18 protein-coding genes and 1 other RNA gene are annotated in these 13,874 nt (G+C 35.7%); 3 read left to right on the forward strand and 16 right to left on the reverse strand.

The annotated features are described in order from the left end of the window. Positions 1 to 185: 185 nt before the first annotated feature. The 4 genes from PZ898_RS04420 to PZ898_RS04435 all read right to left on the reverse strand — a co-directional run bounded on the left by PZ898_RS04420 (position 186) and on the right by PZ898_RS04435 (position 2,651). Complete coding sequence (locus tag PZ898_RS04420) at positions 186 to 575, reverse strand: hypothetical protein (protein ID WP_277694901.1); 390 nt, start codon at positions 573 to 575, stop codon at positions 186 to 188. Positions 576 to 688: 113 nt separating this feature from the next. Next, on the reverse strand, positions 689 to 1,081 hold the full coding sequence (locus PZ898_RS04425) for a hypothetical protein (RefSeq protein WP_120231335.1): 393 nt from the start codon (positions 1,079 to 1,081) through the stop codon (positions 689 to 691). After that, entirely contained in the window at positions 1,081 to 2,031 is a 951-nt protein-coding gene (locus tag PZ898_RS04430; protein ID WP_062674916.1) for a glycosyltransferase family 2 protein, read from the reverse strand. Before PZ898_RS04430 ends, PZ898_RS04425 begins: the two co-directional genes overlap by 1 nt. A 17-nt stretch (positions 2,032 to 2,048) precedes the next feature. Continuing rightward, positions 2,049 to 2,651, reverse strand: coding sequence for a DUF4199 domain-containing protein (locus tag PZ898_RS04435; RefSeq protein ID WP_062674918.1), 603 nt, complete (start codon positions 2,649 to 2,651; stop codon positions 2,049 to 2,051). A 130-nt stretch (positions 2,652 to 2,781) separates the two neighbouring features. Between PZ898_RS04435 and ffs the strand changes: the two genes are divergently transcribed. After that, positions 2,782 to 2,879, forward strand: an RNA gene (ffs, locus tag PZ898_RS04440) — signal recognition particle sRNA small type. Between the two features lie 118 nt (positions 2,880 to 2,997). Here the strand turns inward: ffs and PZ898_RS04445 are convergent. The 6 genes from PZ898_RS04445 to gyrA all read right to left on the reverse strand — a co-directional run bounded on the left by PZ898_RS04445 (position 2,998) and on the right by gyrA (position 10,066). Then, positions 2,998 to 3,684, reverse strand: coding sequence for a metal-dependent hydrolase (locus PZ898_RS04445; RefSeq protein WP_062674920.1), 687 nt, complete (start codon positions 3,682 to 3,684; stop codon positions 2,998 to 3,000). Positions 3,685 to 3,802: 118 nt separating this feature from the next. Further along, complete coding sequence (locus PZ898_RS04450) at positions 3,803 to 4,249, reverse strand: SRPBCC family protein (RefSeq protein ID WP_277694902.1); 447 nt, start codon at positions 4,247 to 4,249, stop codon at positions 3,803 to 3,805. Positions 4,250 to 4,265: 16 nt separating this feature from the next. Further along, positions 4,266 to 5,195 (reverse strand): 1,4-dihydroxy-2-naphthoate octaprenyltransferase, encoded by a 930-nt coding sequence (gene menA / locus PZ898_RS04455; protein ID WP_062674924.1) that lies wholly within the window; start codon positions 5,193 to 5,195, stop codon positions 4,266 to 4,268. Positions 5,196 to 5,267: 72 nt separating this feature from the next. Then, positions 5,268 to 6,104: a 1,4-dihydroxy-2-naphthoyl-CoA synthase gene (locus PZ898_RS04460; protein WP_034697698.1), complete on the reverse strand. Its 837-nt coding sequence runs from the start codon at positions 6,102 to 6,104 to the stop codon at positions 5,268 to 5,270. Positions 6,105 to 6,404: 300 nt separating this feature from the next. Continuing rightward, the gene (locus tag PZ898_RS04465) at positions 6,405 to 7,436 is read right to left on the reverse strand and encodes a hypothetical protein (RefSeq protein WP_062674927.1); all 1,032 of its coding nucleotides are present in this window, start codon (positions 7,434 to 7,436) and stop codon (positions 6,405 to 6,407) included. Positions 7,437 to 7,465: 29 nt separating this feature from the next. After that, the gene (gyrA, locus tag PZ898_RS04470; RefSeq protein WP_062674929.1) at positions 7,466 to 10,066 is read right to left on the reverse strand and encodes a DNA gyrase subunit A; all 2,601 of its coding nucleotides are present in this window, start codon (positions 10,064 to 10,066) and stop codon (positions 7,466 to 7,468) included. 150 nt (positions 10,067 to 10,216) lie between these two features. Between gyrA and PZ898_RS04475 the strand changes: the two genes are divergently transcribed. Next, a complete protein-coding gene (locus PZ898_RS04475; RefSeq protein ID WP_062674931.1) occupies positions 10,217 to 10,531 on the forward strand; it encodes a DUF4286 family protein in 315 nt (104 codons plus the stop codon). A 42-nt stretch (positions 10,532 to 10,573) separates the two neighbouring features. Here the strand turns inward: PZ898_RS04475 and PZ898_RS04480 are convergent, their stop codons facing one another. The 4 genes from PZ898_RS04480 to PZ898_RS04495 all read right to left on the reverse strand — a co-directional run bounded on the left by PZ898_RS04480 (position 10,574) and on the right by PZ898_RS04495 (position 12,343). Further along, complete coding sequence (locus tag PZ898_RS04480) at positions 10,574 to 10,795, reverse strand: hypothetical protein (RefSeq protein ID WP_034698313.1); 222 nt, start codon at positions 10,793 to 10,795, stop codon at positions 10,574 to 10,576. Positions 10,796 to 10,909: 114 nt separating this feature from the next. Next, entirely contained in the window at positions 10,910 to 11,089 is a 180-nt protein-coding gene (locus tag PZ898_RS04485; protein WP_123279837.1) for a quinol oxidase subunit 4, read from the reverse strand. 244 nt (positions 11,090 to 11,333) lie between these two features. Beyond that, a complete protein-coding gene (locus PZ898_RS04490; protein WP_120231341.1) occupies positions 11,334 to 11,825 on the reverse strand; it encodes a GNAT family N-acetyltransferase in 492 nt (163 codons plus the stop codon). 5 nt (positions 11,826 to 11,830) lie between these two features. Beyond that, positions 11,831 to 12,343 (reverse strand): YetF domain-containing protein, encoded by a 513-nt coding sequence (locus tag PZ898_RS04495; RefSeq protein WP_062674938.1) that lies wholly within the window; start codon positions 12,341 to 12,343, stop codon positions 11,831 to 11,833. A gap of 118 nt (positions 12,344 to 12,461) precedes the next feature. Between PZ898_RS04495 and PZ898_RS04500 the strand changes: the two genes are divergently transcribed. After that, a complete protein-coding gene (locus tag PZ898_RS04500; protein ID WP_277694903.1) occupies positions 12,462 to 13,001 on the forward strand; it encodes a DUF3828 domain-containing protein in 540 nt (179 codons plus the stop codon). Between the two features lie 37 nt (positions 13,002 to 13,038). Here the strand turns inward: PZ898_RS04500 and PZ898_RS04505 are convergent, their stop codons facing one another. Together PZ898_RS04505 and PZ898_RS04510 are read right to left on the reverse strand one after the other, a co-directional pair. After that, positions 13,039 to 13,173 carry a bacteriocin gene (locus PZ898_RS04505; protein WP_082798797.1) on the reverse strand — a complete coding sequence of 45 codons (135 nt, stop codon included), beginning with the start codon at positions 13,171 to 13,173 and terminating at the stop codon, positions 13,039 to 13,041. 114 nt (positions 13,174 to 13,287) lie between these two features. Then, the gene (locus PZ898_RS04510; RefSeq protein ID WP_062674942.1) at positions 13,288 to 13,692 is read right to left on the reverse strand and encodes a hypothetical protein; all 405 of its coding nucleotides are present in this window, start codon (positions 13,690 to 13,692) and stop codon (positions 13,288 to 13,290) included. Positions 13,693 to 13,874: the final 182 nt, after the last annotated feature.

The following is a 13,874-nucleotide window of genomic DNA, read 5'->3' on the forward strand; positions in this document are numbered from 1 at the left end:
TTAATTTTAAATATTCTATATTATAATCGCAACGATCTTTACTGAAAATCTCTGAAAGCTTTTCTCAGGCCTCACGGGACTTTCAATATTATTTTGAACAAAAATAGGATTAAAATTTCTAAAAAACTTTGTCTTTTGACAATAAAATACCTGATAGTTTTCAATTTTTTGCTTTTCAGAAGAGCCTATTTCTTATTCTCAATTCTTTTTACTTTTTTATAAAACCATGTTTTAGGACTGCCAGCCATTGAAAATAAAAGAAGATAATTTTTACTTACACTGGAGATTTTCATTGTGGTTATATTTTCATCGTCATTATACTTCATTTTCAATAGATTATTTTCTATCTGATAAATTCCATTGTTTCCTATTGAACTGAAAGTTTTATCCTGATAAAAGGTCAGAACTCCTGTTCCATATCTGGAATTGTTTGTTTTATTTTTCAACGTATCCGTATTAGAAATTTCTCCATCATAAATATCAATAAACTCCCAAGAACCGGAAAGTTTATTTGATGAACATGAGACTGCGAAAAGTAAAAGAAAGTAAAAAAGAATAGATTTGATTTTAAACATCCGGATTAAAAGTTTTTATAAAATTACAAAAAGCACCCTGCTGACAGAGTGCTTTTCGTTATATTTATTCTTAAATCTGTAAAAATTGATGATTTATTACAGCTCTTCTATGTTTAACTATTTTCAACAGAAGCACCATAAATGATTAAAGTCAAAAGAATTGCAACAATCGCGACCCCAATAATTAAGGGTTTCCATATTGCTTTTTTCGGATACTTTTCTTCATCTGGAAAATATTTCGGCATAAAATAATAGGAAAGCAAACTTCCCCCTCCAAGGCCGCAAATATAAGCAAGTGAACTTTTAGGCTCTTCCGGAATATTGACAATAACTCCTGTGATAATTGTTAAAAGAACCGAAATTGCCAGTACAGTGTATGCTTCTTTCTTTTTGTTGACCTCTATTAAATTCTGGTATAACAAAACACCTCCGAAAAGTGCGGAAAGAAAAATAGAAAATCCTAAAATGGCTTTCTTAGAATAAATTTTCGGCAGCTTTTCTTCCATTATATCACTTCATCAATATTATAATTCTTATGCTCACGGTTGGTTCTGATGATCATTTCTCCTAAGAATCCTGCCACAAACAGCAAGCTTCCCATAATCATCATGGTTAATGCGATAAAGAACCATGGATTATTGGTGATTAAGTGTCCGTAGATTCCTCTTGCTACATCAATCAGTTTAGAAATTCCTAACCAAAGTGCTGAAAGAAAACCAACAATAAACATTAAAGTACCCACAGCTCCGAAGAAATGCATTGGTCTTCCTCCGAAACGGCTTACAAACCAAAGCGTTATCAAATCCAGAAATCCTCTGATAAATCTCTCAGTTCCGAATTTTGAAGTTCCGTAAGGTCTTGCCTGATGCTGTACTTCTTTTTCCGTGATTCTTCTGAAACCTGCATTGGCAGCCAATACCGGAATATAACGATGCATATCTCCGTAAACATCCACAGATTTTACCACCTGTTTTTTGTAGGCTTTCAAACCACAGTTGAAGTCGTGAAGATAAACTCCTGAAACTTTTCTAGCCGCTGCATTGAATAATTTTGACGGAATATTTTTCGTCATCACATTATCAAAACGCTTCTTTTTCCAACCGGAAACGATATCATAATTGTCATGAATCACCATATTATACAATTCCGGAATTTCTTCTGGAAAATCCTGTAAATCAGCATCCATGGTAATCACTACATCACCGTTTGTTCTTTCAAAAGCGGCATGAAGTGCCTGTGATTTTCCATAATTTCTGGAAAATTTAATAGCGTGAATCTGAGGATACTGAACTTTCATATTCTCAATAATACTCCACGACAAATCCGTACTTCCATCGTCTACAAACCAGATCTCATAAGATAAATTGCTGGTTGTGCATACTTTGTCGATTCTTGAAAAAAGCTCTTCCAGAGAGTCTTCTTCGTTCAGTAACGGAATAACTATAGATAAATTCATTTAAATTTTAATAAGAATTAGGCTTGATTTGTTTCTTCGGGTTGATGTATCGTTCTTGTTCTGAAAAACGCTCCGAAAAATACCGACAAAACTACGTAAAATATAAGAATTGCCGCAAAATATCCTGAAAAATGACTTGCGGTAAGCATATCTTTTCCTTTAACCGCCTCTGGTGTGAAGCTCTGCAATCTTTCTTTGTATTTCTGATCCAGCTCATCAATATCTTTCTGATGCTTCAGAATTTTTCTTGCTGAAGTATATTCTGTATCCAGTTCTGATTTTTGTCTTTGAACATATTGATAGTTCAACAGGCTTTTAGCTGCAGGATCTACAAAAGTTAAAAAAGCATAAATACTAAAAATAGAAAGAATTCCTCCGATGAACATCGGAACGAATGCTCTTTTGAAAGCATCTTTAAATTTCACCACTCTATGGTTGTTCCAGTAAGATTTTACAGACCAGAAAGCAGCTCCGGCATATAAAAGAGGCAAAACAAAAGCATTGGCTTTCAAAGAGATATCAAAATAATTGATTCCTGAGAAAAAAGTATATACTACAAAAAAAACGATCATTGTAGCGATAAAAAGTATAATTCCTAGTGTTGATGGACTTTTCGTCATATTTAAATTTTTAAAAAAAGTTGAAAATTTTTCCCTCTAAATGTCAGGCGTTTAGCTTTACCACTGCATTTTTTCAACTAATTTTCTTTGATAAAGTTTTGAAGTTTATAAAATATTCCTACCTTTGCAACGGCAAGTCCTAAACAACCAGCTCCTGAGAATCCTCCAGGGTGGGAACGCAGCAAAGGTAATCGGTCGTAGCGGTGTGATTTAGGTAGCTTGCCATTTTTTTTTTGATTTAAAGTAAGAAGAGAGGTAATTTGATAATTATCTTTTTTTGTTTTTAATACCTTACGCATCATTTTCATTTTTCTAATTTTCAGATTACCTCCGGTTCAGTTATTGATTAAAATTCGAAAGTCTCACCTAATTTTGGTAAAACCAATTCTACATTTTTATCTTCGAAATGCTTTAATGCACTTTCATGATTAATTTCGATGGCAGGAAAAGTATCAAAGTGACATCCGATTACTTTCGGTGTTTTTAACAGCTCTGCTGCTGCAAAAGAAGCTTTTCTAGGGCACATAGTGTAGTGGCTTCCGATCGGAAGGATAGAAAGGTCGATGTTTCCATATAATCTCGGGAACAGCTCCATATCAGCCATTACTCCTGTATCACCTGCCAGATAGATGTTCTTACCTTCAGGAAGCCTGAAAATATACCCTACAGGAACGCCTCCATAGCTTCCATCCGGGAAAGAACTTGTATGATGAGCCGGAACCATGGAAATTTTAAGATCGTCGATTTTTGCCGATCCTCCTAAGTTCACATCGTCTTTATTTTTTGCTTGCTGAAAGTAACCGCATACTTCTGGAACCCCAATGATGGTAGCTTCCGGATAATGCTGTAACACTTCTGCCACATCAGCAATATGATCACCATGTGCATGGGTCAGCAGGATGTAGTCGATTTTTTGAGCAGCAATATCAAAACCTGATTCTGCTTTTTTGTAGTTGTAAAAAGGGTCACTCAGAATTGTTTTGTCCTTGTAGGTGAACAGGAAACAATTTTGTCCTAAGAATTGTATTTTCATTTTAAATTTAATTTCAATTATTATTAAACACAAATGACTCAAATCATTTCACAAAGAACACCATGAGATTAGTGACATTTGTGAAAGCATTCGTGCCATCTGTGTTTTCTTTAATTTGTTATTTTGATGGGAATTTATCCTCAATCAATCTTAAATTAATCCCATGTTCCAGATAAGCTTTACATCCATCTAAAACTGTCGTAAAACCTCCTGTATTGTCATTAATTACTTTTAGCAGATCTTTATCCGTTTGGCTGAATCCATAGCTTTTAATGATCACTAAAGTTCCTTTTTCCATGGTTTTGAATTCATAATCTACGTTCGTTGAAGGCTCTCCCCACTCTGTTCTGATGAGCTGGTTTGGAATGATCTGAAGAACCTTCACTTCGGATTTCACACCATACATTTCCCATTCCCAGATAATGGTTTTACCTTCTTCCAATTTTCCGGTGGATTTGGTAAACCAGAAATGAGTGGTTAGTTCCGGATTGATGAATGCTTCAAAAACATCTTCAATCGGTTTTCTGATAAGCATTTGAGCTTCAACATAGACATTAGAACTCATGATATACTATTTTGGATTAGTTAAATAAATTAAGTCCAGCCGCTGTAAGAATAGCCATTACAAAAGTCATGATTCCTACCTGTTTTAAGTACTGGTCTAATTCTTTTGGTTCTTTCACCGACATGATGTTTCTTCTCAGCTTGGCTAATGGGAATAACAGGATCATTACAATAAACACATAGTAGTTTTGCTGCTGTATAAACCCGTTTACTCCTAAAAAGATAAGGATAAGCACCAATGGTAACTGTAACAGGATCATTTCATAGATCATTGCATTTTTGAATCCGATTCTCAATGCAAAGCTATTTTTTCCAGATAATCTGTCACTTTCTATATCTCTCATATTATTCAGGTTAAGAACAGCCATACTCATCATTCCAACCGCTGTTCCGGGTAATAATATATCCCAGCTGAAAGTTTTTGTAAATAAGAAATAGCTTCCACATACAGAAACCAATCCAAAAAAGATAAACACGAAGATATCTCCCAAGCCCATATAACCATATGGTTTTTTACCTACTGTATATCCAATTGCTGCAAGAATACATGCTACTCCCAATCCTATGAAGATATAGAATTCATTCATATAGTTTGGAATGAAGGCTACGTATAGCAAAGCAATAGTGGCAATGAAAGATAATGCTGCGAAAAGGATTACCGCATTCTTCATTTGTTTTGCAGTAATTTTCCCCGATGCGACAGCTCTTGCTTCTGCTTCATTGATTCTTTTAGCGTCGGTTCCTTTTACTCCATCCCCATAATCATTGGCATAATTTGATAAAATCTGGTATAAAAGTGTAACCAAAAGAGCAAGCGCAAGGATTTTCCAGTCCCAGATTCCTCCTTCTCCGTAAAGTCTCCATTTTGCAATGAAAGCCCCCATAATAATCCCGCTTAGAGAAAGCGGTAAAGTTCTTAGCCTTGCGGCTTTTATCCAATCAGTCATATAATTATAATTGATAAGCGATAATTGATAAATGATACATGAATCATCATCTATCAATTATCAGTTATATTTTTAGGATATCCATTGATCTTCTCCGAAGTTAGGTTTTCTTTTTTCAAGAAAGGCATTTCTTCCTTCCTGAGCTTCTTCTGTCATATACGCAAGACGGGTTGCTTCTCCTGCGAAAACCTGCTGCCCTACCATCCCATCGTCTGTAAGGTTCATGGCAAATTTCAGCATTCTGATAGAAGTTGGAGATTTAGCCAATATTTCCTGAGCCCATTCATAAGCAGTATCTTCTAATTCTGCATGAGGAACTACTTTATTGACCATTCCCATTTCGAAAGCTTCCTGAGCGGAATAATTTCTTCCTAAAAAGAAAATTTCACGGGCTTTTTTCTGTCCTACCATTTTAGCAAGATAAGCAGAACCGTAACCACCATCAAAACTGGTAACATCAGCATCTGTCTGCTTAAAAATAGCATGTTCTTCACTTGCTAAAGTAAGGTCACATACTACGTGAAGAGAGTGTCCTCCACCAACTGCCCATCCCGGAACCACCGCGATCACTACTTTCGGCATGAAACGGATCAGACGCTGAACCTCAAGAATATTCAGACGGTGTCTTCCATCTTCTCCTACATATCCCTGATGCCCTCTGGCTTTTTGATCACCTCCACTACAAAATGCCCAGCCACCATCTTTAGGGCTAGGTCCTTCTCCTGAAAGCAATACAACCCCTATGGAAGGATCTTCATAGGCATCATAAAAAGCATCGTATAATTCTGAAGTTGTTTTAGGTCTGAAGGCATTACGCACCTCAGGTCTGTTGAAAGCAATTCTTGCTACTCCGTTAGATTTTTTATAGGTAATATCTTCGTATTCCTTGGCGGTTTTCCACTCGATCATCTTATAAAAATTTTTCTCAAAGATACGGAATTACAGAGAAATTCTCAGATTGAAATTTAAGGTTCATCAGTATAAAAACCAGAAATTTTGAATGCATGAATTCGGCATGAAGAATTTTCAATAGAAACTACACAGCGGGGTCGAATAAATTAAACCTGTTAGGCTTATAAGTCATAACAGATCTATAAACTCCTGAAAAAAAAATTCAGGATAAGGAGCTCAGTCAACACTTTCTGCTTACAATAGAAAAAACCGGAACATTTCTGTTCCGGTTTTCATATCTGTTATTGTAAAAAATGATTACTTTGCAGCTGCGCTTAGCTCAGCTTCTTTAGCTTTCATTTCTTTAACTTTATCCAGGTTTTTAGTTACTACATAGATTTCTTTTAGTGCAGTAACAGCTTCAATATTTTTTGGTGCTACTTTATACCATCCTTCTGCAAATGGCAGTGCTTTAGCAAATCTTTCTCTTCTTGCATCAATTAATTTAGAAGCCTCGTCTGGCTTATCTTTTCTCAATGCATTAATATCTGCCACTACTTTAGAGTCATCACCAATTGTAGTATAAACCAAATTTTGGTAAGCATCAGCAAAATCAGGCTTTAATTCAATTGCTTTCTTGAATGCTTCTAAAGCATCTGCAACTGTTTCAGGTTTTTTGCTCTGCATTACCCCTAAATTAAACCAGCTTACTGCATCATTTGGATTTTTAGCCAATTGTTCTTTCAATCCTGCAACAAATTTTTCAGTGTTTCCTGACTGAAGATATGCTGTAGTTTGAGCTTCTTTAAGCTTAGCATTGTTCGGGAATTTAGCTAATCCCTTATCAATAACTACAAGTGCCTCGTTTGCTTTTTTAGCATTCAGAAGTAATGAAACTAGGGTTTCATACAAATCAGTCTCTATACTCTTAGATTGTTCAGTTTTGAAGTCAGTATAGTCTGAATTTTTCTTCATCACCTCCCAAGTTGCTTTATCAAAGTTCACAACCTGGCCACTTTTCTTTTCTTTTGCAGTATATGTAGTTTCTACACCTGTAAATCCTGAATTCACTAGGTCTGTATATATTTTGATAGACTGCTCACTGTTATTAGCTAACGCGTGGCTAAGTCCTGCATAATACATATATATTTTATTGTCCTGACCGCTGGATTTTAATAAGTCATAAACTTCAATAAACTTAGGTGCTGCTGCTGCATAATTTTTTGCATCATACGCAGCCATAGCTGCTTTATTGGCTTCCTGAAGCTTTGCATTCAGGGCATTTGCATCTTTCTGTGCGAAAACAAAAGCAGACGCCACGATAGCCATTCCTAAAATTAGTTTCTTCATAATAACTATTCTATATTTAATTGTACAATTTATTCTTCAGAATCAGAATTCTCATTCTCCTCTGCCGGGTTTTCATCTCCAGCCTGAGGTGTTACATTGTCATTTTCCTGGTTATCAAATAGCGATCCTACAACTCCTTCTTCTGTTTCTCCAAATTCTTCAGAATCTTCTTCTACATCTTTATCCATTTCTACTTTTGCAATGGCTGCAATTTCGTCATTTTTCTTAAGGTTGATCAGTTTTACTCCCTGAGTATTTCTACCCATTACTCTCATTTCATCCATTCCCATTCTAATCGCAACACCGGATTTGTTGATAATCATCAATCCGTCTTCGTCCGTTACATTTTGAATAGCGATAAGGTTTCCTGTTTTTTCAGTAATGTTAAGGGTAATAACTCCTTTTCCTCCTCTGTTGGTAATTCGGTAGTCTTCTACTGCAGTTCTCTTTCCGTATCCTTTCTCAGATACTACAAGTACTGTTTCATTCTCTACATCGTTCACAACAATCATACCAATAGCTTCGTCACCATCTTCAAGCAAGATACCTCTTACTCCGATAGACCCTCTACCTACTTCTCTTACTTTCTCCTCAGGGAAACGGATACATTTACCATTCTTAGTAGCAATCATAATCTGAGATGTTCCATTGGTAAGATAAGCTCCTAATAACTGGTCGTTATCTCTGATCTCGATAGCATTTACTCCATTTACTCTTGGTCTTGAATACGCTTCCAATGATGTTTTCTTGATTGTACCGTTTTTGGTTACCATCACAACACTCATTTGATTTACATATTCAGAATCCTTAAGGTTGTTCGTTCTGATATAGGCTTTAATCTTATCATCCGGTTCAATGTTGATAAGGTTTTGTACAGCTCTTCCTTTTGCTGTTTTGGAACCTTCAGGAATTTCAAATACTCTTAGCCAATAACATCTTCCTTTTTCTGTAAAGAATAACATGTACTGGTGGTTAGTTGCAGAAACAATATACTCAAGGAAGTCAGAATCTCTTGTCGTTGCTGCTTTATTACCTACACCACCTCTACTTTGAATTTTATATTCTGAAAGCGAAGTTCTCTTGATGTATCCTGCATGAGAGATCGTAAGAACTACAGATTCATTCGGGATAATATCTTCGATAGACATTTCTCCTCCCGAATAATCAATTTCAGTTCTTCTTTCGTCTCCGTATTTTTCTTTGATTTCGATCAGTTCATCTTTGATGATCTGGAATCTTCTTGGCTCGTTAGCTAAGATGTCTTCCAAATTAGCAATTTCTTTCATGATCGCATCGTATTCATCACGGATCTTATCAAGCTCCATTCCTGTAAGACGAGCCAATCTAAGATCCAGAATTGCCTGAGCCTGAATGTCTGAAAGTTCAAACGCCTCAATCAAGCCTTCTTTCGCAGCCTGAGGGTTGGCACTGTGACGGATAATAGAAATTGCTCTGTCTAAAGCATCCTGGGTTCCGATCACTTTCATGAATCCTTCAAGGATATGAGCTCTTTCCTTTGCTTTTTTAAGCTCAAACTGAGTTCTTCTTACGATTACTTCATGTCTGTGCTCTACAAAGTGATGGATGATATCTTTAAGGTTCAGCTGCTCTGGTCTTCCGTGTACCAATGCAATATTGTTTACACTGAAAGATGTCTGAAGTGCTGTATATTTATATAATAAGTTAAGAACGACATTCGGTATTGCATCGTTTTTCAATTCATATACAATACGAAGTCCTTTTCTATCCGACTCATCTCTGATTTCGTGGATTCCCGGGATTTTTTCGTCTTTAACAAGCTCTGCTGTTCTGGCGATCATTTCCGCTTTGTTTACCTGATAAGGGATTTCGGTAACAATAATCGCGTTTCTGTTTCCGATTTCATCAAAGTTCACTTTAGCTCTTAAAACTACTCTACCTCTTCCTGTATGGAAAGCATCTCTTACTCCGTCATATCCATAGATGATACCACCTGTAGGGAAATCCGGTGCAATGATGTGCTGCATCAGTTCGTCAATCGTAATTTCTTTATTATCGATATAAGCACAGATTGCATCTACAGATTCTGAAAGGTTATGAGGTGCCATATTCGTTGCCATACCTACGGCGATACCTGAAGTACCATTTACCAAAAGATTCGGAATTTTAGTAGGCATTACGGTCGGTTCCTGTAAACTGTCGTCGAAGTTATTCTGAAAATCAACTGTTTCTTTGTCCAGGTCTGAAAGAACCTCATCAGAGATTTTTTTCAATCTTGCCTCGGTATAACGCATTGCTGCAGGCGGGTCACCATCCATAGAACCGAAGTTACCCTGTCCGTCTACCTGAGGATAACGTAAGCTCCAATCCTGTGCCATTCTTACCATAGCGTCGTATACAGAGGAATCTCCGTGTGGGTGATATTTACCTAATACATCCCCAACAATTCTCGCAGATTTTAAATATTTTCTGTTAGAAAACACCCCTAATCCATACATACCATAAAGTACTCTTCTATGAACGGGTTTCAAGCCGTCTCTTACATCCGGTAACGCTCTTGAAACGATAACGGACATCGAATAATCGATATAAGACGACTTCATTTCATCAACAATGTTGATAGGAATCAGTCTTTCTCCTTCTTTTTGCATAAACAAATTTTATTGTAATGATATTCAAACTCTTAGCTGTAAGTCTGAAAATTATTTATTTCCAATTTTTATTAACGGGCTAATTTACGAAAAAAATGCCGATTTTTGCTGTAGAATTTATCCAAAAAAATCTTAAAAATTCATAAAAATATGAGCGTATTAAGTATAACTTTCCACTGCACAAAAGATAACCTGGAAGAATGGGAAAATTATATTGATGAAACACTGGTTTTAATGACTGAAAACCTGATGGATGTCAACAAATATATTCTTTCTGAGGTACACAGTGACTTTATCGAGGAAGGCAAAAATTATAATCTCCTGTTAATTTTTGATAATGATGAACTGAGGGAAGATTTTATTAAAAGTGAACTTTTAAATATTTCTGAAAGAATTGAGAAAAAGTTCGGACAGGAAGTGATGGTTTTCAACACTTTCCTTAATCCTAAAAAATCGAGATTATAATAGATCATAAAAAAGCACTGAAAAATTCAGTGCTTTTCTTTTTTATCTGTGATGTCCATGACCGCGGCCTTTGTGATGATGACCACGATCGTCATAAATATACACTTTCTTTACCTGGCCGGGTGCATAGTACCTTGCACTTCCGCCATAATACCTTTTGGCATGCCCGGGTGGCATTCTTCTTCCATGATGCTCATGTACCACGCAAGAGGACAGCATTAAAACAACCACTGCTACCCCAGCAATTTTCAACATACTTTTCATTATTTTCACTTTTTCAATTTCGATAGCGAAATATATCAAGGTTAATGCCAAAAGAAATTGAAATTAAGCTAATATATGTTAAAACTTACTGCTAATTTTTATTTTCTGTACTTCCTAGTAGCCGCTTCTTTTTTTCACCTGCCCAGGAGCATAGTCTTTTGCACTTCCTCCAAACACTTTTTTAGCCTGTCCTGGCGGAACTGTTTTCACCCGGTGTCCATTGTCATGCACCACACATGATGATAACATTAACGCTACGATAAGAACTCCTGTGATTTTAATCAAATTTTTCATTATTTCTATTTTTCAACTTTATGTAATATAACAATGGTAGTGCCAAAGGTTAAAAAAGTTTAAGATTCAAGGATTAAGGCTGAATTTCAATGATTATTGTCAATGGTCAATTTTGCTTCGCAGGTCAATGGTGAATTTTGTTATGGAGAATCATATGCTTACCAAACAAAATCATCAATCATCAATCATCAATCATCAATCATCAATCATCAATCATCAATCATCAATTATAAATTATAGCTTTCTAGACGATTTCACTTCTTTTTTCCATCAGGATAATATCTTTCCACTCTCCGTTGAGTTTTCCGATTTTTTTACGGACGCCTACGATTCTGAAACCGTTTTTCTGATGAAATTTGATAGAAGTTTCATTTTCGGAGAAGATATTGGTCTGTAATGTCCAGAATCCGTGATCCTCGCTATCCAAAATCAATTTTTTAAGCAATACGGAACCCAATCCCTTTCCCTGATATTCGTTATCAAAATAAATGCTTACCTCTGCAACTCCTTTATAGCATTCTCTTTTGCTGACCGGTTTTAAGGCACACCATCCCACAACTTCATTATTTTCATTTTCCAGTACCCAGCGGCAGTCGTTAAAATAGCCCATGCTCCAGGCTTCAGCAGTTGGAACTTCTGTTTCAAAAGTGGAAATCCCACCGTCTATTCCCTGGCGGAAAATTTCAAGAACCCTGGCTTCATCAGTGGGAAGCATTTCTCTTAATTCGTAATTCATCGTATTTAATGGTATTTTCTTTTAATTTTTCTTTTAATTCTTGAATAGTGTGTCTGCTTGCTTTTTTCATCCTGAGAAACAACACTGATATTTCCATCCACTTCCAGAACGGAAAGCTTTACATTGTTTATGTTTTCAATTCCGTGTTCTCTTATCGCTTCTTCCAATTCGCTTTCTGTAATCTTTACCCGATTCAGGGCTGCCTGATCGGCAATTCCATCCCTGATCAGAATAACCGGCTCATCTTCCATAAAAGTCTGAAAGGAACGGCTGGAAAACATGAGTCTCTTCAGAATGAAATTAGCAACAAACAAAACCAATGCCGCCACGATTCCTCCCTGAAGAGAGGTATCAGGACCTACCATGGCATTCTGAACAGCATTTGAAATTAACAACAATAATACAACATCTCCTGCATTGAGCTGGGAAAGCTGATTTTTGCCGAATAAACGGATAGCAATTACCATGAAAAGGTAAACGCAGAGGGAACGGACAGCAACATTAAGAATTGGATCCACAATTTTTTTTTATCTACTCAAATGTATTGATTTTTGTGATTCTTAAGAAATATTTTATAGGCAGATTTTGGTATACATTTTGAGCCTGGAATTCTAATAAATACCACAAATTATACCAATGAAAAAATTATTTCTATGTTTAGGAATATTCCTGTTCTTTGTATCCTGCAAAAAGAATGAGTCTCAACCTACTCAGTCTTCAGAAACAGTCATTATTGAAAAAGTTAATGAACTGTATACTCAATACGGTAAATCCAACGAGGCTATTTACAACCAGCCGATTACGGATACTTTATTTTCTCAGGACTTAAAAAAAGTTTTAGACGAGGCCATCAATGCATCAAAGGCTGATATTGAAAAGGTAAAAAATAGTGATCATCCTGATGAGAAACCTTTAATATTCGAAGGGGCTATTTTTTCCAGTCTGTATGAAGGATTTACAGATTATAAAATCAAGTCTGTTAAGATACAGGATAAAACTGCTGAAGCATTGGTGGCCTTCGAATATAATGCGGCTTCCTCCAAAGAAACCTGGATGGACACCGTGCATATGATCAATACAGAGAAAGGATGGAGAATAGATAATGTTACTTTTGATACAATAGGGAATTCTAAAGATCTTAAAGCAAGATTAACAGAGTTTATTCAGAGTACATAACAATAGAAAAGCCGCTTTTTGTAAGCGGCTTTATTTTTTACGGACATTGAACGATTGGAATATCGCTGCAGATTACTTTATTTGCCCACTCGCAAAACGTACAGTATTTTACAGGCTCTCCTCCGTTCACTGACTTCAACTCTGATTTTGTCAGCTTTTTTAAATTTTTCATATAGTTTTAATTTTATGGTAGCCCAAAATTAAAATCTTATACTATTTTGTTTATTACAACTTAATCCGATAAGTTTTCATTATTCACACATTATTGAATAATATGCTATGAATACTATCTGCTGTGGATCTCTACTGTCACTGGCATTACGTAAGTATAGGCAACCATATTATCAGTTAGTTTTTTGCGGTCTACCCTATAGTCAAGATCGCTTAACACTGTTTCAATTTCCTTACTAACGGTTTTACAGTCACCACTGGAATGAACATTAACGATTTTTCCGTTTTTTGCAATATCAAATTTCACCACAGAGTTTACGGTTCCCTGTTTGTAATCAGGATTGGTAAGGTCAAAATTAGCTTCTAATTTATTTCTGATATCATTAAATGTTTCACTCCTGTTCAACTGAATTTCCTGAATGGTATTATGATCTGTAGTTTGAGCTTTAGCAGTGTTCAAAACAGCAGCAAATCCGCAAACGAAAAGTGAAGCCATCAATATTTGAATTCTATTTTTCATAACTAACTGGTTTTAAATATTATACTAACCTATTTTTGTATCTCTTAACCAAAGTTATTAAAAATAATTCATATTAATTTTACATTCAGTTAACATTGAGTTAACATTAAAGATTAATTAATTGATTATCAGTGTGATAAATTTTAAAAATAATTGAAAATTTAATATTGGAAAGGTATTTT

Source organism: Chryseobacterium sp. WX, from assembly GCF_029542485.1.
Taxonomy (GTDB): Bacteria; Bacteroidota; Bacteroidia; order Flavobacteriales; family Weeksellaceae; genus Chryseobacterium; species Chryseobacterium cucumeris.